This is a genomic window from Thiobacillus sp. (genome assembly GCF_030696885.1).
Classification (GTDB): Bacteria; Pseudomonadota; Gammaproteobacteria; order Burkholderiales; family Thiobacillaceae; genus Thiobacillus.
In genome coordinates, this window is record NZ_JAUYRI010000007.1 from 24,013 (window position 1) to 39,812 (window position 15,800).

Below are 15,800 nucleotides of genomic sequence, written 5' to 3' on the forward strand. Positions count from 1 at the left end.
GCCCAGCACCCGGCAGCGATCTCGCCCCTGAATCACGTCCGGATGCTCGCTGGCCCCTACTACCCCCGCTCGTTCACGATCCTCGTCATCGTCGCCATGGGCGTGCTGATCGTGCCGCTGGCGAGCGGCCTGATCAATGCGGTGCACGTGCTGCAGGAGGTGGTCGACACCCAGCGCCAGTTCACCCGCAACAGTCTCACCATCACGCGCGACGTGCGGCAGATTGCCGAATCGGTCAGCCAGCTGCAGCGTGCCGCCGGCCAGTATCACCTGTTGCAGGATGCCGAGTTTGCGCCGGCCCTGCGCGACCGCTTCGATGAATTGCAAACCCTGCTGGCACGGCTCGACAGCGAACTCGTCGACCCGCCGGCGCGTGCCACGCTGGCCGCGCTGCAGACCCGCAGCCACAGCCTGTATCGCCAGATCCAGCCCGGCAGCTTTCTCGACAGCGCGGGCTTCAATGCGCTCGACCCGGCGTTCAACGCGCTGCATGGTGACACGCGCACCCTGCTCACCGAAGCAGACGCCGCGGTGCAGCGCGAGCTGCAGGACCTGGAATCGACCGTGCAGGCCACCCGCCAGCGACTGATCGTGCTGGCGCTGGCGCTGATTCCGCTGACGCTGCTGCTGGCTGCGGTGTTTTCCTGGATGATCAACCGCCCGATCAAGCAGCTCAAGGCGTCGATCCAGAAGCTCGGCCAGGCCAACCTCTCCCCGCTGCCGGCGATCAGCGGGCCGCAGGACATTGTCGAACTGGGCCGCGAGATTGACTGGCTGCGCCAGCGCCTGCAGGCGCTGGAAGACCAGAAGCTGCGCTTTCTGCGCCATGTCTCGCACGAACTGAAAACCCCGCTGGCCTCGCTGCGCGAAGGCGTCGCACTGCTGGGCGACGAACTGGCCGGCAGCCTCAACCCGCGCCAGCGCAGCATCGTCGCGATCATGGACAGCGCCAGTCGCGACCTGCAGAAACGCATCGAGGATCTGATCCGCTACAGCGGCATGATGCGCGACGCCACCCTGCTGCCGACCACGCCCCAAACGCTGAGCGCAGCCCTCGCCAGCGTGCTGGCTCGCCAGCGGCTGGCGCTCGAGGCACACGGCATCCGGGTCGAGACGCAGCTGGACGCCGCCACCGTGCACGCCGAACGCAGCCAGTTGGAAACCGTACTCGACAACCTGTTGTCGAATGCGGTCAAATTCAGTCCCGAGGGCGGACGCATCCTGGTGAAAAGCACGCCTGCCGATGGCGCGATCGAAGTCTGGGTATGCAACGAAGGCGAAGCCATCCCGGAGGCCGAACGCAGCCGCGTCTTCGAGCCGTTTTTCCAGGGCGCGCGCCAGCCCGCCAGCACGGTCAAGGGCAGCGGGCTGGGTCTGTCGATCGTGCGCGAATCGCTGCTGGCGGCGGGCGGCAGCGTCGACGTGGTCGACTGCCCACCGTGGTCAACCTGCTTCCGTTTAACCTGGCCGATACCCCAATGAACCTCAAAACCCTGTTATTTGCCGGACTGGTGCTGACGCTGGGGGCCTGTGCCACCCAGCCCGATCAGCCGCCCGCCCGCAGCACCCCGGCCGGCCTGAACACGGCGGCGCTGTCGGGCGAACTCGCGCGGGTGGCGGCGCTGACTGGCGAGCAGCGGCGGCGCGAGCTGGCCGCGCTGGAAAACGAGCGCCGCCTCGACGACGGGCGCCGCTTTCTGCTGGCCGCCTTGCTGGAGCGCGAAGACAGCGTGGACGCGCTCGAGCGCAGTCTGAAAACCCTGGGCGCCATCGGCGAGGCCGATGCCCGCACCCAGGCACTGCTCGAGCTGATGAAAAAATCGCTGCGGGCACGCATCGAACTCCGACAGCAGACGCTGCGCGCGCAGGAGCTGCAGGACAAGCTCGACCAGATCAAGGCGCTGGAAAAATCCCTACAGCAGCGCGCCACGCCGCCCCGCACGCCATGAAAAAATCCTGCATTCTGGTCGTTGATGACGACGCCGCGCTGCGCGAACTGATCACGCTGCGGCTTGAGGCCAACGGTTTCCGGGTGGAAGCGGTCGACAGCGGTGAAGCGGCGCTGGCGCAACTGGCGCTGACCCGCCCCGACGCGGTGCTGACCGACATGCAGATGAACGGCATGGACGGCATGGCACTGTTTCGCGCCATCCATGCGCGCGACCCGGCCTTGCCGGTGATCGTGCTGACCGCGCACGGCACCATCCCCGACGCCGTGGCCGCCACCCAGCAGGGGCTGTTCGGCTACCTGACCAAGCCCTACGACGCGCCCACCCTGATCGACCTGCTGAAGCGCGCCACCCGCCTCGGCGGCGGTGGCGCCGAGACCATCAGCGACGACTGGCGCAGTGAAATCGTCACCGCCAGCCCGGCGATGGACGCGCTCTTGGCCGAGGCGCGGCTGGCCGCGCAAAGCGAAGCGTCGCTGCTGATCCAGGGCGAATCGGGCACCGGCAAGGAACTGCTGGCGCAAGCCATTCATCGCGCCAGCCCGCGCCACGCCAAGCCCTTTGTCGCGATCAACTGCGGCGCGATCCCGGCCGAGCTGCTCGAGTCGGAGCTGTTCGGCCACATGAAGGGCGCGTTTACCGGCGCCGGGCGCGACCATCCCGGCCTCTTTCTCAGCGCCGAGGGCGGCACGGTGTTCCTCGACGAGATCGGCGACATGCCCCCGCCGCTGCAGGTGAAGCTGCTGCGCGTGCTGCAGGAGGGCGAGGTGCGGCCGGTCGGCGCCACCGAGACGCGTCCGGTCGACGTGCGCATCGTGTCGGCCACCCACCGCAACCTGGAGGAGGCGATCGTCAGCGGCGAATTTCGCGAAGACCTGTATTACCGCCTCAACGTGGTCACGCTGACGCTGCCGCCGCTGCGCGAGCGACGCGAGGACATTCCGCTGCTGGCGCGGCATTTCCTGGCCGCGCTGACCGAGAAATATCGCCGCCGCATCCACGGCTTTGCGCCCGACGCGCTGGACATGCTGACTGCCGCCGACTGGCCGGGCAACATCCGCCAGCTGCACAACGTGCTGGAGCAATGCGTGGCGCTGTGCACCACCACCACCATTCCGGCCACGCTGGTGGCACGCGCGCTGCGCGACAAGCCGGCCGAGATCCAGCCGCTTGCCGAGGCGCGCGCGTCGTTCGAACGCGATTACCTGATCACGCTGCTCAAGCTCACCCGCGGCCAGGTCAGCGAAGTGGCACGGCTGGCCGGGCGCAACCGCACCGAGGTCTACCGCCTGCTGCAGCGCCACGGCCTCACTCCCGCGCTGTTCAAGGACCGCGACGACAGCTGAGTGTCGGGCGCGGGCGACGCCTGCGCGGCCACGCCCGACCCGCGGCGCCAGTGTCATTCACACAAGCGACTGATTCAAAACATTTTATTTATCTGGCACGGCCTCTGCATAGGAAGGCTTAGCGCCCTTGCGGCACGCTAATCAACCCAGAGAGGAGCACATTATGTTTGGATGGGCCGTTACATTCCTGATCGTCGCCATCGTTGCCGGCATTTTCGGTTTTGCAGGCATTGCCGGCACCGCAACCCTGATCGCCAAGATCCTGTTTGTCGTGGGTCTGGTGGTATTCCTGGTACTGCTGGTCACCGGCCGCAGTCCGCCTGCAACCTGATCGCGCAACGCGTATTCGCAGGGAGCCTTGGCTCCCTTTTTTTACGTCCGCCTGCTACGTGGAATCGCCCATGTCGCCGCCATCAGACAAAATAGGTCAATGAATTCAATGATCTGCAGTATCGTCGTCACGCCCGTCTCTCAATGGCGACAGATTGGCCTGGTTTGTCCGGGCCCATCCCCGTCCGGTTGGGACCACATGCGTATATGCCCATGATTTCATTATTTAAATCCGAGTTGGCACGGTCGTCGCTCTAGTCTCCCTGAGTGCTCTGCATTCGAATTCCACCCATGACACAGGAGATAGACATGAAATCCAATCAACATCGCATTCTGAATCTGGCCCTTGCCGGTGTACTGGGCGCGTTCTCCGCCGTCGCATTGGCGACCGCGCCGGTCATGCCCAACTTCAAGACCGTCGACAGCAATGGCGACGGCAAAGTCACGCTCGAGGAATTTGCCGCGAAAGGTGGCCAGCCCCAGGCCTTTCGCGAAGGTGACGCCAACCGCGACAGCCACCTGAGCAGCGATGAATACGTCAAGGCGGTGGCCAACAACGACCGCATCAAGGCCGGCAAGTTTGCCGACGACGCCTGGATCACCGCCAAGATCAAAGCGCTGCTCGTCAAGGACGAAGGTGTGCAGGGGATGAGCGTAAAAGTGGAGACCCATAAGGGCGATGTCCAGTTGTCAGGCTGGGTCAACTCCCCCGACCAGATCGCCCGGGCTGAAAAAATCGCCCTCGGTGTCGATGGCGTGAAAGGCGTCCGCAACGACATTCAGGTCAAGCGCTAAGCCTGAAGGCATGCCGGCGGCCCTCGCCGCCGGCGACCTGATACGAGGAGGTTCAAGACATGACAACAACATGCCATTTGGACGATGAACACATGTGCTTCTACGAATGGAGCGGAACCACGGGCGGTGCCGTGCTGCCGGCCGCCCGCACGCGCCGCCACCCCTGGCACGCGTCCTACGCCGTGCTGGCCCTGCTGACCAGCCTGCTGATCATGCAGGGCTGCGACGACAAGGGGCCGGCCGAGCGCGCAGGCGAAGATGTCGACCGCGCGATGCAGGACCTGCGGAACGCGCCCGGACCCGCAGAGGAAGCTGGGCGCGCGCTCGACGACGCCCGCGAGACGACCGGCGAGAAAATCGAGCAGATGGGCAAGGACCTGCAGGAGCCCTGAGGGGCACTGCCGGCATCATGTACATGTACATAAAAAAGCCGGGGGCGTGCGCCCCCGGCTTTTCCATGCTGCGCGCCCGTTCAGAATGCGTAGCTGTACATCAATTGCCAGTTGAGCTGGCTGTGCTCGATCACCACGCCGGCGTTCTGCGCGCCGGTACCGGTCACCGAGGTTTCGGGCGCATAGCTCAGCGCGAAATTCACCTGCGACTGCTTGCTGAATGCGTAGCCGACGCCCACCGTGTAATGGTCCTCGACAATCGCCGGCCACAGGATATTGACGTTCGCGTCGGGAATCGGATTCTTGCCGTGGTTGTAGCCGATCCGTCCGGTCAAGGCGTCGTTGAACTTGTACGCCAGGCCGAGCGAAACCACGGTCTGGTTGTCCCAGTCCTGCTGGAAGGGCACCACCAGGCCGCCCGGGCCGCGGATCGTCACAGTGTTCATGGAATCGTCCCACAGCAGCTGTTTGACATCGGCCGCGACCATGAGGCGATCGTTCGCCTGCCAGGCGAGGCCAAGGCCCACCACGGCCGGCATGTCGAAGCCCTCGACGGTGTAGCCGTCGCCCTTGAGCTTCGGCAGGTTGCCGGCGCTTTGGTAGACGCCGCCCACCGTGAACGCATCGTTCATTCTGTAAGTGAAACCCAGCTTGGCCGCGAGGCTGTAGCCCTTGGCCGCGCCGGTAAAGTCGCTACTGTCCTTGAAATTGATTTCCTTGCTCAGGGGGCTGCCGTTGATATCGGCGACCAGGTCCATGCCCGCCCACACGACGTCGACGCTGCCGCCAAGCGTGAAGCGTTCATTGACGTTCCAGGCCAGCGGCACGATCAGCCGGCCCACGCCGACCTGCGCCATGTCGCCGCTGGCGTATTCGGTGCCCATGCCGCCCTGGCCGTAGATGCCGAGGCCGTAGGTGAAGTCACCCTGCTTGCGGATATAGCCAAAAGCCGGCATGTAGAATGCGTCCGCGCTGGAGTCGCCCAACGCGCCCATCGGCGTGTGGGGTACCGACACATCGGGACCGACATGGCCCAGCATGACGTCGATTCGGCTGCCTGCGGCCATCAGGCCGAGCGTGGCCGGGTTGTTGGCCATCGCGGCCGTACCGTTGTCATAGGCCATAGCAGCACCGCCCATGCCGCTGGCGATCGGGCCGTAGCCCTCCATCAACATGCCGTTGGTGGCCAGCGCGAGGCCGGGCAAAGTCATGCCTGCGGCGGCCATCGCGGCCGCGAATTTCTTGAGTTGCATCGAGTTCTCCTGCGACGCGGGTGAGTAAACAGGTAGGCCTGAAGATTCTAATCTTCTGATATTTCAGGCGAAACCACGGGATTCATTCCATCTCATCCGGATGAATCGGCAGCCTGCAGGGAAACTTGAGGCCCTTTTTCATTTTTTCGTAACCTTGCGTAACAAGCCGTTACCCGCCCCACACATTGCCCTTACATGGCCTGTCTACCGTGCAGGTGTCGGCTGCCCCCTCCCTTGCGGCAGCGGCATCATACAAAGGAGCACACCATGACCCGCACACTGATGAAAACTGCCCTCTCCGCCCTGGTATTGGGTTTGCTGGCAACGAGCGTCCAGGCAGGCTACGGCCGTGACGGCCGCGGCCATGGACAGGCCTTCAAGCAGAGTCAGGCCTTCAGCCAGCAAGTCAACGCTCGCCAGACCCGGCAGACGCAACGGGTCGAAACCGCGCGGCGCGCAGGTTTGCTGAGCCGTCATGATTTCCGCGCGTTGACGACTGAACAGCACCGGATCCGCGCAATGGAGCGACGATTCCGCGCAGATGGCATCATTGACGTGCGCGAATTCCAGCGCCTGGATCGCGCGCTCGACCTCGCCGCTCGCAACATCCGCACGCAGACGCTCGCCCGCAACACCCGTCCAGGTTATGGCGCATCGCATCGTTTCAACTGAACCGGCTGCCCCCCGGACCTGCGGTCTTGATGGTCGGCGCGTTCAATAGGCGGCCTGATCTGACGCCGCACCCGTTACAACGCACAGGAGATCACCATGAAGCTTCCCCTCAGCCTGACCCTCGCTGCTCTGGTCGCCGCCGGCCCGGCGCTCGCCGACCCGCCCCAGCACGCGCCGGCACACGGCTATTACAAGGACAAGCCGGCCAAGCATCACAAGGGCAAGAGCGGCGTCATCTATGCCCGCGACTACGGCATCGCGTCCGGCCGCTGCAACCGTGAGGAAATCGGCATGGTGATCGGCGGCGTCACCGGTGCGGTGATCGGCGGCCAGGTCGCCGGACGCGACGACCGCGTGGTGGGCATGGTGGTCGGCGGCGTGCTCGGCGCGGTGGTGGGCCACGCCATCGGCGACCGCATGGACGACCGCGATCGCGCCTGCATGGGCCATGCGCTCGAACTCGGCCGCGCCGGGGTGCCGGTGCAATGGCGCCACGACGGCCGCGACTACCGCTTCACGCCACGCGGCGGCGCCCGCGACGGTTGCCGCTACGCCACCCTGTCCGTCGACGGCCGCAAGCCGCGCGATGTGCTGGCGTGTCCGACCGGACGCGGCGAATGGCGTTTCCGCCGCACCTGAGCGACCGATGGACCCGGGCCAGTGGCGCCAAGCCTGCTAAAATGCCGGCTTTGCGTCCTGGCCCGTCTGAATGTCCGCCCTCAAAAACGACACAATCCTGCGCGCGCTGCAGCGCCAGCCCAACGAACACACACCTCTGTGGCTGATGCGCCAGGCCGGCCGCTATCTGCCGGAATACAACGCCACGCGCGCCCGTGCCGGTGACTTTCTGACTTTGTGCAAGACGCCCGACCTGGCGACCGAGGTGACGCTGCAGCCGCTGGCGCGCTATCCGCTCGACGCCGCGATCCTGTTTTCCGACATTCTCACCGTGCCCGACGCGATGGGGCTCGGCCTCTATTTCGCGGCCGGCGAAGGGCCGCGCTTCGAGCGCCCGCTGCGCGACGAATGGGAAATCCGCGACCTCACCGCGCCCGACCCCACCGACAAGCTCGGCTATGTGATGGATGCCGTCAAAAGCATCCGCCGCGCGCTCGACGGCTCGGTGCCGCTGATCGGCTTTTCCGGCAGCCCCTACACGCTGGCCTGCTACATGGTCGAAGGCGGCGGTTCGGACGACTACCGTCACATCAAGACCATGCTGTACAGCCGTCCCGACCTGCTGCACCGCATCCTCGAAGTGAACACCCAGGCGGTGATCGACTACCTCAACGCGCAGATCGAGGCCGGCGCGCAGGCCGTGATGATTTTTGATTCCTGGGGCGGCAGCCTGACTCCGCACGCCTACAAGGAATTCTCGCTCGACTACATGGAGCGCATCGTCGCCGGCCTGATCAAGGAACGCGAAGGCCGCCGCGTGCCGAGCATCGTATTCACCAAGGGCGGCGGCAACTGGCTCGAATCGATCGCCGGCATCGGCGCCGACGCCGTCGGACTGGACTGGACGCTCGACATCGGTGAGGCACGCCGCCGCGTCGGCGACCGCGTGGCGCTGCAGGGCAACCTCGACCCGTGCGCGCTGCACGGCACGCCCGAAAGCATCCGTGCCGAAGCGCATCGCATCCTCGACAGCTACGGCAACCACCCCGGTCACGTGTTCAATCTCGGCCACGGCATTTCGCAGTTCACCAACCCGGATAACGTCACCGTGCTGGTCGATGCGGTGCACGACCACAGCCGTGCCGTACGTGCGGCCTGACCATTTCTTCGCCCCCATTCACCCCATTACCAGGAATCACCATGCAACGTATTTTGATCAGCCTGTTCGCCCTCTTCGTCAGCTTCGGTTTCGCCGTGCAGGAGGCGGAAGCCAAGCGCATGGGCGGCAGCAAATCCTTCGGCATGCAGCGCAGCGCGCCCGCCAAGCAGGACGCCGCGCCGACGCCGCAGCGCCAGCAGCAGAACACCGCCGCGCCGACGACCGCGCCGAAAAGATCCTGGATGGGTCCGATCGCTGGCCTGGCGGCCGGACTCGGTCTTGCGGCGCTGTTTTCCCATCTGGGCCTAGGCGAGGAGATGGCCAGCTTCCTGATGCTGGCGCTGCTGGCGATGGCCGCCTTGATGCTGTTCCGCTTCTTCATGCGCCGCAATGCGCCGGCAATGCAGTACGCCGGCATGCCGCAGAACGTGCCGGCCGCGTTCGACCCGGCGTCCGGCACCTTCGGCCGCAGTCAGGCGACACACGCCTTTCCGCCCGGTTTCGATGCCGATGCGTTCGCGCGTGAGGCCAAACTCAATTTCATCCGCCTACAGGCTGCGTTCGACGCCGGCAACCTGGACGACCTGCGCGCCTTCACCACCCCCGAGGTCTTTGCCGAAATCCGCATGCAACTGGCCGAGCGCGGCGACGCGACGCAGCTCACCGACGTGACGACGCTGCACGCCGACGTGCTGGAAGCGGTCGAGGAAAACAATCAGCATATCGTCAGCGTGCGCTTCACCGGCTGGGTACGTGAGGCCGCTGACCAGGACGCTGTGGTGCTCGACGAGGTGTGGCACCTGAGCCGACCGGCCCAGGGCCACGGCGGCTGGGTCATAGCCGGCATCCAGCAGGCATAAAGCCTGACGAAACAAGGGCTTGTGGCTCAAAAACCGGTGCAGGACGACGCCATTCCGGCCATAGAAGCGTTAACTTATGCACAATTTTGGCGCAGGGGAACTTTTTTTGTGTCAAGGGCTTGACAGTCCGGCTCTGTTTATAAGTGCCTGAATCTTCGTTATTTATTGGATTGCCTGCTTTTTAACCCGTAGGGGGTGCGCCACGAAATACGCGCCCTGAGGGGCAATCAGCACAAATCACTCACACAATTATCCACAAGCTGCGTGGACAACCCCGAATAAGCCTTGGCCGCCAGCCACTTAGACCGCTTTCCCCGACCCCTGATCAAGACCTTCCGCTAACTATGCCGTCGATACTGCAGGTCGCGCTCGATACGCCGCTCTACCGGCTGTTCGACTATCGCCTGCCGGATACCTTCGGCACAGTACCGCCGGGCAGCCTGGTCGAAGTGCCATTCGGTCGCACCCGCCAGGTCGGCGTCGCGCTGGGCGCACTGGCTGACAGCGCCATCCAGGACAACAAGCTGCGCGATGTGGTCCGCGTGCTGGACGACCGCCCCGCGCTGTCGCCGGACATCCTTCGGCTGGCGCAGTTTTGCGCCGACTACTACCACCATCCGCTGGGCGCGATCCTGCTCGCCACGCTGCCGCCGCGCCTGAAGAACACGACGCCCTTTGTCGCCGACACCCCCTGGCTGCTGCTGACCGAATCCGGGCGAATTGCGGAACTCCCGGCCCGCGCCAAGGCGCAGCGCGCGCTGCTCGACGCCTTGCGGGTCGCGCCGCAGTCACGCGAGACCGTGCGTGCGCAGAAGCAGGGCCGCCACGCATCCGCCCTGGTGGTGGCGGGCTGGGCCGTATGGTCGCGCGTTGCGCCCGAACCTGCCGACGCGCCCGCCACCACCACCGCGCCGCCCGCCACCGCCGGGCAACAGGCTGCGCTTGACGCGCTGCTGCCCGCGCTCGGCGCGTTTGGCGTCCACCTGATCCATGGCGTGACCGGCAGCGGCAAGACCGAGCTCTACCTGCGCCTTATCGATGCGGTGCTGGCGACGAACAGGCAGGCGCTGGTGCTGATTCCCGAAATCGCGCTGACCCCGCAGCTGGAGCAGCATTTCCGCCGCCGCTTCCCCGGCCGCCGCTTCGCCACCCTGCACAGCGGCCTCGGCGAAAAGGACCGCACCGAAAACTGGCTCGCCGCGCCCGACTGCGACGTGCTGCTCGGCACCCGGTTGTCGGTGTTCGCGCCGCTGCCGCGGCTGGGGCTGATCGTGGTGGACGAGGAACACGACGCCTCGTTCAAGCAGCAGGACGGCCTGCGCTATTCGGCACGCGACGTCGCCATTGCGCGCGGCAAGCAGGCCAATGTAGCGGTGCTGCTCGGCTCGGCCACGCCGTCGCTGGAAAGTTACGCGCATGCATTGGCCGGGCGCTACCAGTTGATCGAATTGACGCAGCGCGCGGTCAGCCAGGCAGAGCTGCCGGCGATTGAGCTGGCCGATCTGAAGCACCTGCCGCTCGACAACGGCCTCACCCGCCCCGCCGTGCAGGCGCTCGCCGAGACACTGGCGCGCGGCGAGCAGGGCCTGGTGTTCCTCAACCGCCGCGGCTACGCGCCGGCGCTGTACTGCCCGAGTTGCGCCTGGGTGTCGCCCTGCCCGCGCTGCTCGGCGCGGCTGGTGTTGCATCGCACCTCACACCGCCTGAAATGCCACCACTGCGGATTCGAGACGCGCATCCCGCCCGAATGCCCGAGCTGCGGCAATCCCGATCTGAAAGCCCTGGGCCAAGGCACGCAGCGGCTGGAAGAAACGCTCAGCGCCCTGTTACCCACCGCGCGCATCCGCCGCATCGACCGCGACACCATGCGTCCGCGCGCCTGGGCCGAGCTGGGCGCGGCGGTGCACGGCGGCGAAATCGACATCCTGGTCGGCACCCAGATGCTCGCCAAGGGACACGACTTCCCCAACATGACGCTGGCGCTGATCCTCGACACCGACGGCGCGCTCTACAGTCCCGACTTTCGCGCGACCGAGCGTCTGTTCGCCCAGCTGATGCAAGTGGCCGGACGCGCCGGACGCGCCGACAAGCCGGGCCGCGTGCTGATCCAGACCGCGTTCCCGGATCACCCCTTGTTCCGCTACCTGCAGCGCCACGACTACGCCGGCTACGCACGCACCCTGCTGGCCGAGCGCAAGCAACTTGAGCTGCCGCCCTACAGCCGGCAGGTGCTGCTGCGCGCCGAGGCGAGCACGATGGACGCGGCGCTGGCCTTCCTGCATCGCGCCGCACAGCTTGCGCCCGACGATGCGAACGTCAGCGTGTTCGGCGCCACCCCCGCGCCGATGGCGCGCGTGGCCAATCTGGAACGCGCCCAACTGCTGATCCAGTCGTCGCAGCGCCAGGCCCTGCAGGCTTTCGTGCGCGACTGGCGGCCGCAGCTCGATACCATCAAGCCGCGCATCGCGCGCTGGTCGCTCGACGTCGATCCGCTGGTGTTCTGAACTGGAAATGCGCTGATCGAAAGTCTGCGTTGCGCTGTGACAGTGTTAATGGAAATGACGAAATCTTTCGCAGGCAAGGCGCAAACCGCAGCCAGGTTGAACACCTGGCGAGATTTGCAACGCAGCATGCGGAAGATTCTCGACTTTTCCATTCGGCGCATTTCCAGTTCAGAACACCCGCGTTTTGATGCCCCGCGCACGGCGCTTATAATCGCGGGCTACCCATTCGAACACTGAGGATGCGCACATCGCCCCGTCCTCTTTGTAACCATGTCCAACACCCATCCGCTCAAAGAACAACTCGCCCTGCTGATCGGCACCGCCCTCGACATCGTGTCGCCCGACGCGCCTGTCAGCCTGGAAATCGAACGCCCGAAGAATCCTGCTCACGGCGATTTTTCCAGCAACGCTGCAATGCAGCTGGCACGCCCGCTGAAGAAAAACCCGCGCGAACTGGCACAGCGCATCCTGACCGAGTTGCCGGCGTCGCCGCTGATCGCCAAGGCGGACATCGCCGGCGCTGGCTTCATCAATTTCCACCTCACGCCTGCCGCCTGGCATGGCCTGGTGCCACAGATCCGGACCGCCGGTGCGCAATTCGGCCGCGCTGACGCCGGACGCGGCCACAAGATGCTGGTCGAGTTCGTTTCCGCCAACCCAACCGGCCCGCTGCATGTCGGCCACGGCCGCCAGGCGGCGCTCGGCGACGCGATCTGCAACCTGTACGCCGCGCAGGGCTGGGAGGTGTTCCGCGAGTTCTACTACAACGACGCCGGGGTGCAGATCGCCACGCTGGCCGCGAGCGTGCAGGCACGCGCGAAGGGCGTGAAGCCCGGCGACGCCGACTGGCCGGACGCCGCCTACAATGGCGACTACATCGCCGACATCGCGGCCGATTTTCTGGCCCGGCAGAGCGTGAAATCGGACGACCGCGAATTCACCGCATCGGGTGACGTCGACGACATAGACTCGATCCGCCAGTTCGCCGTCGCCTACCTGCGCCACGAGCAGGACCTTGATCTCAAGGCCTTTGCAGTACGCTTCGACCATTACTATCTGGAGTCGAGCCTGTACACCAGCGGCCGCGTCGAGGCGACGCTGCAAAAACTGGTCAATGCCGGCAAGACCTATCAGCAGGATGGCGCGCTGTGGCTCAGGACCACCGACTACGGCGACGACAAGGACCGCGTGATGAAGAAATCCGACGGCACCTACACCTATTTCGTGCCCGACGTCGCCTATCACATCGCCAAGTGGGAACGCGGCTACGAGCGCGCGATCAACATCCAGGGCACCGACCACCACGGCACCATCGCCCGCGTGCGCGCCGGCCTGCAGGCCGCGGGCGCCGGGATTCCCGAGGGCTACCCGGACTATCTGCTGCACACGATGGTGCGCGTGATGCGCGGCGGCGAGGAGGTGAAGATCTCCAAGCGCGCCGGCAGCTACGTCACGCTGCGCGACCTGATCGAGTGGACCAGCAAGGACGCGGTGCGCTTCTTCCTGTTGAGCCGCAAGGCCGACACCGAATACATCTTCGACGTCGACCTGGCGCTGGCAAAGAACAACGACAACCCGGTCTACTACGTGCAGTACGCGCATGCGCGCATCTGCCGGGTGTTCGAGGAATGGGGCGGCATGACCGACACGCTCGACGACGCCGACCTCGCGCCGCTGACCGCGCCGCACGAACTCGCGCTGATGCAGCGCCTGGCGGAATACCCGGAAACGGTCGCCGGCGCCGCGCGCGATCTGGCGCCGCACCTGCTGGTGCATTACCTGCAGGTGCTGGCCGGCGACTTCCACGCCTGGTACAACGCCGAAAAATTCCTGGTCGAGGATGTGGCGACGCGGCACGCGCGGCTCGCGCTGGCCGACGCCACCCGCATTGCGATCGTCAACGGACTGGCCTTGCTCGGCGTGTCCGCCCCGGAGAAAATGTAGCCATGGCCAAACAAGCTTCCCGCAACCACCGCCGCTCGAACGAAAGTCCCGTCTTTACCGGCGTGATGATCGGGCTCATCGTCGGCGCGATCCTCGCGGTCGTCGTGGCGCTGTGGGCCACTGGCAGCAATCCGTTCCGCACTTCCACGCCGGCCACGCCCACTGCGCCGGCTGTGCCCGACACCCCGGAAACTGCACCCAGCTTCGACTTCTACAAGGTGCTGCCGGCCGATGCGCCGGGCGAGCTGCCGCCATCGGCCAAGCCTGCCGAACCGGTGCCGCGCTACTATCTGCAGGCCGGCGCGTTCCACAGCGCGAGCGACGCCGACAACCTGAAGGCGCAACTGGCCCTGCTCGGCGTCGCGGCCGTGATCCAGACCACCGAAGTGCCCGACAAGGGCGTGTTCCACCGTGTGCGGGTCGGCCCTTTCAACGCCATGGATGAAATCAATCGTACCCGCAGCCTGCTGGTGCAGAACAATATCCCGACCACCCTGGTCAAAGAAGTTCCCACCTCACAGGAGACGCCCTGATGTTCACCCGCGCCTTGGCTTTCGTTGCCGCCGCCGTATTTTCCCTGTCCGCCCAGGCCGCCGGCCCGGAGGCCTTCGAAGGCCACGACTACACCCGGCTGAAAACCGCGCAGGCGGTGACCACCGGCAGCAAGGTCGAGGTGCTGGAGTTCTTCTGGTATCGCTGCCCGCACTGCTTCCAGCTCGAACCCGGCCTCACGACCTGGCTGAAAACCCTGCCCAAGGACGCACAGATCCGCCGCGTGCCGGCCGTGTTCCGCGACGACTGGATGCCCGGCGCCAAGCTCTACTACACGCTGGAACAGATGAATTTGCTCAGCCGCCTGCACCACAAGGTGTTCGATGCCTACCACGTGGAACGCATCGACCTCAATGACCCCGCGGTGCTGGGCGGCTGGGTTGCCAAGCACGGCGTCGATCGCAAGAAATTCGAGGCTATCTACAATTCCTTTTCCACCCAGTCCAAGGCCACGCAGGGTGCGCGCCTGGCTTCCAGCTATGGCATCAACGGCGTGCCCGCCTTCATCATCGACGGCAAGTTCATGACCGCGGTCTCGATGGTCGGCAGCGAAGCGCGCCTGTTCGAAGTGCTCGACCAACTGATCGTCAAGGCGCGCGCCGAGCGCGCCAGCAAGAAACCGGCGAAGTAAGCCTGCGCGTTTGAGCCTGCCCCTCAAGGTCTTTATCACCGGCGCCAGTTCCGGTCTCGGGGCAGCGTTGGCACAGCACTATGGCGCACACGGCGCGCGCCTGGGGCTGGCCGGACGCCGGCAGGACGGCCTTGAAGCCACCGCGGCCGGACTCGATGCACGGCTGTATCAGGCCGACGTGCGCGATGCGGCCGCGATGCAGGCGGCGGCCGACGCATTTATGCGCGAGGTCGGCGCGCCCGACATCGTCATCGCGGCCGCCGGCATCAGCGTCGGCACACTGACCGAAGCCGCCGAGGACAGTGCGGTCTTTCGCGCCGTGATGGATGCCAACGTGCTGGGGCTGGTGCACACCTTTCAGCCATTCATCGCCGCCATGCAGACGCGCGGCGGCGTGCTGTGCGGGATTTCGAGCGTGGCCGGAATACGCGGCCTGCCGGGCGGCGGCGCCTATTCGGCATCGAAGGCGGCGGCCACGGTGTATCTGGAAGCGTTGCGGCTGGAGCTGAAGGGGCGCGACATCGCGGTGGTGACAGTGGCGCCCGGCTATATCGACACGCCGATGACGCAGGTCAACCCGTATGCGATGCCGTTCAAGATGCGCGCGCACACTGCCGCAAACAAGGTAGCACGCTGCATTGAACGACGGCGTGCCTACACGGTCATTCCCTGGCAGATGGCCTGGGTGGCGCGCCTGCTGAAATGGCTGCCCATTCCGGTCTATGATTCGGTATTCGAGCGGGCGCCGCGCAAACCACGCGGTCTGCCGACATAATAGCAACAGGTTACACAGGA

At 65.6% G+C, this 15,800-nt stretch carries 16 protein-coding genes; 15 read left to right on the top strand and 1 reads right to left on the bottom strand.

Annotated elements, in window-relative coordinates; genetic code table 11:
• Nucleotides 1-42 precede the first annotated feature (42 nt).
• The 6 genes from Q8R61_RS02725 (at nt 43) to Q8R61_RS02750 (ending at nt 4,812) form a co-directional block, all read left to right on the top strand.
• A complete protein-coding gene (locus tag Q8R61_RS02725; RefSeq protein WP_305533957.1) occupies nt 43-1,482 on the top strand; it encodes a sensor histidine kinase KdpD in 1,440 nt (479 codons plus the stop codon).
• A complete protein-coding gene (locus Q8R61_RS02730) occupies nt 1,479-1,949 on the top strand; it encodes a hypothetical protein (protein WP_305533959.1) in 471 nt (156 codons plus the stop codon). Before Q8R61_RS02725 ends, Q8R61_RS02730 begins: the two co-directional genes overlap by 4 nt.
• Nucleotides 1,946-3,295: a sigma 54-interacting transcriptional regulator gene (locus Q8R61_RS02735; protein WP_305533961.1), complete on the top strand. Its 1,350-nt coding sequence runs from the start codon at nt 1,946-1,948 to the stop codon at nt 3,293-3,295. Before Q8R61_RS02730 ends, Q8R61_RS02735 begins: the two co-directional genes overlap by 4 nt.
• Nucleotides 3,296-3,458: 163 nt before the next feature.
• Nucleotides 3,459-3,626: a DUF1328 domain-containing protein gene (locus Q8R61_RS02740; RefSeq protein ID WP_305533963.1), complete on the top strand. Its 168-nt coding sequence runs from the start codon at nt 3,459-3,461 to the stop codon at nt 3,624-3,626.
• 308 nt (nt 3,627-3,934) lie between these two features.
• On the top strand, nt 3,935-4,420 hold the full coding sequence (locus Q8R61_RS02745) for a BON domain-containing protein (RefSeq protein WP_305533965.1): 486 nt from the start codon (nt 3,935-3,937) through the stop codon (nt 4,418-4,420).
• 59 nt (nt 4,421-4,479) lie between these two features.
• Complete coding sequence (locus Q8R61_RS02750) at nt 4,480-4,812, top strand: hypothetical protein (protein WP_305533967.1); 333 nt, start codon at nt 4,480-4,482, stop codon at nt 4,810-4,812.
• Nucleotides 4,813-4,892: 80 nt separating this feature from the next.
• On the opposite strand, the gene Q8R61_RS02755 is transcribed toward Q8R61_RS02750, so the two are convergent.
• Nucleotides 4,893-6,065 carry an OmpP1/FadL family transporter gene (locus Q8R61_RS02755; protein ID WP_305533969.1) on the bottom strand — a complete coding sequence of 391 codons (1,173 nt, stop codon included), beginning with the start codon at nt 6,063-6,065 and terminating at the stop codon, nt 4,893-4,895.
• A 267-nt stretch (nt 6,066-6,332) separates the two neighbouring features.
• On the opposite strand from Q8R61_RS02755, the gene Q8R61_RS02760 reads away from it, so the two are divergent.
• The 9 genes from Q8R61_RS02760 (at nt 6,333) to Q8R61_RS02800 (ending at nt 15,780) form a co-directional block, all read left to right on the top strand.
• Nucleotides 6,333-6,737, top strand: a complete 405-nt coding sequence (locus Q8R61_RS02760) for a hypothetical protein (protein WP_305533971.1) — start codon at nt 6,333-6,335, stop codon at nt 6,735-6,737.
• Nucleotides 6,738-6,833: 96 nt separating this feature from the next.
• Complete coding sequence (locus Q8R61_RS02765) at nt 6,834-7,376, top strand: glycine zipper domain-containing protein (RefSeq protein WP_305533973.1); 543 nt, start codon at nt 6,834-6,836, stop codon at nt 7,374-7,376.
• Nucleotides 7,377-7,446: 70 nt separating this feature from the next.
• A complete protein-coding gene (gene hemE / locus Q8R61_RS02770; RefSeq protein WP_305533975.1) occupies nt 7,447-8,514 on the top strand; it encodes a uroporphyrinogen decarboxylase in 1,068 nt (355 codons plus the stop codon).
• Between the two features lie 41 nt (nt 8,515-8,555).
• Complete coding sequence (locus Q8R61_RS02775; RefSeq protein WP_305533977.1) at nt 8,556-9,374, top strand: Tim44 domain-containing protein; 819 nt, start codon at nt 8,556-8,558, stop codon at nt 9,372-9,374.
• 344 nt (nt 9,375-9,718) lie between these two features.
• On the top strand, nt 9,719-11,878 hold the full coding sequence (locus Q8R61_RS02780; protein ID WP_305533979.1) for a primosomal protein N': 2,160 nt from the start codon (nt 9,719-9,721) through the stop codon (nt 11,876-11,878).
• Between the two features lie 270 nt (nt 11,879-12,148).
• Entirely contained in the window at nt 12,149-13,822 is a 1,674-nt protein-coding gene (gene argS / locus Q8R61_RS02785) for an arginine--tRNA ligase (protein ID WP_305533981.1), read from the top strand.
• A 2-nt stretch (nt 13,823-13,824) separates the two neighbouring features.
• Complete coding sequence (locus tag Q8R61_RS02790) at nt 13,825-14,355, top strand: SPOR domain-containing protein (protein ID WP_305533983.1); 531 nt, start codon at nt 13,825-13,827, stop codon at nt 14,353-14,355.
• Complete coding sequence (locus Q8R61_RS02795; RefSeq protein ID WP_305533985.1) at nt 14,355-15,005, top strand: thiol:disulfide interchange protein DsbA/DsbL; 651 nt, start codon at nt 14,355-14,357, stop codon at nt 15,003-15,005. Before Q8R61_RS02790 ends, Q8R61_RS02795 begins: the two co-directional genes overlap by 1 nt.
• A gap of 16 nt (nt 15,006-15,021) precedes the next feature.
• Entirely contained in the window at nt 15,022-15,780 is a 759-nt protein-coding gene (locus Q8R61_RS02800; protein ID WP_305534179.1) for an SDR family oxidoreductase, read from the top strand.
• Nucleotides 15,781-15,800 lie beyond the last annotated feature (20 nt).

What these genes read in the sequence shown, in the direction of transcription:
- Q8R61_RS02725 (WP_305533957.1), top strand. Translation starts at nt 43, where the DNA reads ATGCTCGCTGGCCCCTACTACCCCCGCTCGTTCACGATCCTCGTCATC.
- Q8R61_RS02730 (WP_305533959.1), top strand. Translation starts at nt 1,479, where the DNA reads ATGAACCTCAAAACCCTGTTATTTGCCGGACTGGTGCTGACGCTGGGG.
- Q8R61_RS02735 (WP_305533961.1), top strand. Translation starts at nt 1,946, where the DNA reads ATGAAAAAATCCTGCATTCTGGTCGTTGATGACGACGCCGCGCTGCGC.
- Q8R61_RS02740 (WP_305533963.1), top strand. Translation starts at nt 3,459, where the DNA reads ATGTTTGGATGGGCCGTTACATTCCTGATCGTCGCCATCGTTGCCGGC.
- Q8R61_RS02745 (WP_305533965.1), top strand. Translation starts at nt 3,935, where the DNA reads ATGAAATCCAATCAACATCGCATTCTGAATCTGGCCCTTGCCGGTGTA.
- Q8R61_RS02750 (WP_305533967.1), top strand. Translation starts at nt 4,480, where the DNA reads ATGACAACAACATGCCATTTGGACGATGAACACATGTGCTTCTACGAA.
- Q8R61_RS02755 (WP_305533969.1), bottom strand. Translation starts at nt 6,065, where the DNA reads ATGCAACTCAAGAAATTCGCGGCCGCGATGGCCGCCGCAGGCATGACT.
- Q8R61_RS02760 (WP_305533971.1), top strand. Translation starts at nt 6,333, where the DNA reads ATGACCCGCACACTGATGAAAACTGCCCTCTCCGCCCTGGTATTGGGT.
- Q8R61_RS02765 (WP_305533973.1), top strand. Translation starts at nt 6,834, where the DNA reads ATGAAGCTTCCCCTCAGCCTGACCCTCGCTGCTCTGGTCGCCGCCGGC.
- hemE (WP_305533975.1), top strand. Translation starts at nt 7,447, where the DNA reads ATGTCCGCCCTCAAAAACGACACAATCCTGCGCGCGCTGCAGCGCCAG.
- Q8R61_RS02775 (WP_305533977.1), top strand. Translation starts at nt 8,556, where the DNA reads ATGCAACGTATTTTGATCAGCCTGTTCGCCCTCTTCGTCAGCTTCGGT.
- Q8R61_RS02780 (WP_305533979.1), top strand. Translation starts at nt 9,719, where the DNA reads ATGCCGTCGATACTGCAGGTCGCGCTCGATACGCCGCTCTACCGGCTG.
- argS (WP_305533981.1), top strand. Translation starts at nt 12,149, where the DNA reads ATGTCCAACACCCATCCGCTCAAAGAACAACTCGCCCTGCTGATCGGC.
- Q8R61_RS02790 (WP_305533983.1), top strand. Translation starts at nt 13,825, where the DNA reads ATGGCCAAACAAGCTTCCCGCAACCACCGCCGCTCGAACGAAAGTCCC.
- Q8R61_RS02795 (WP_305533985.1), top strand. Translation starts at nt 14,355, where the DNA reads ATGTTCACCCGCGCCTTGGCTTTCGTTGCCGCCGCCGTATTTTCCCTG.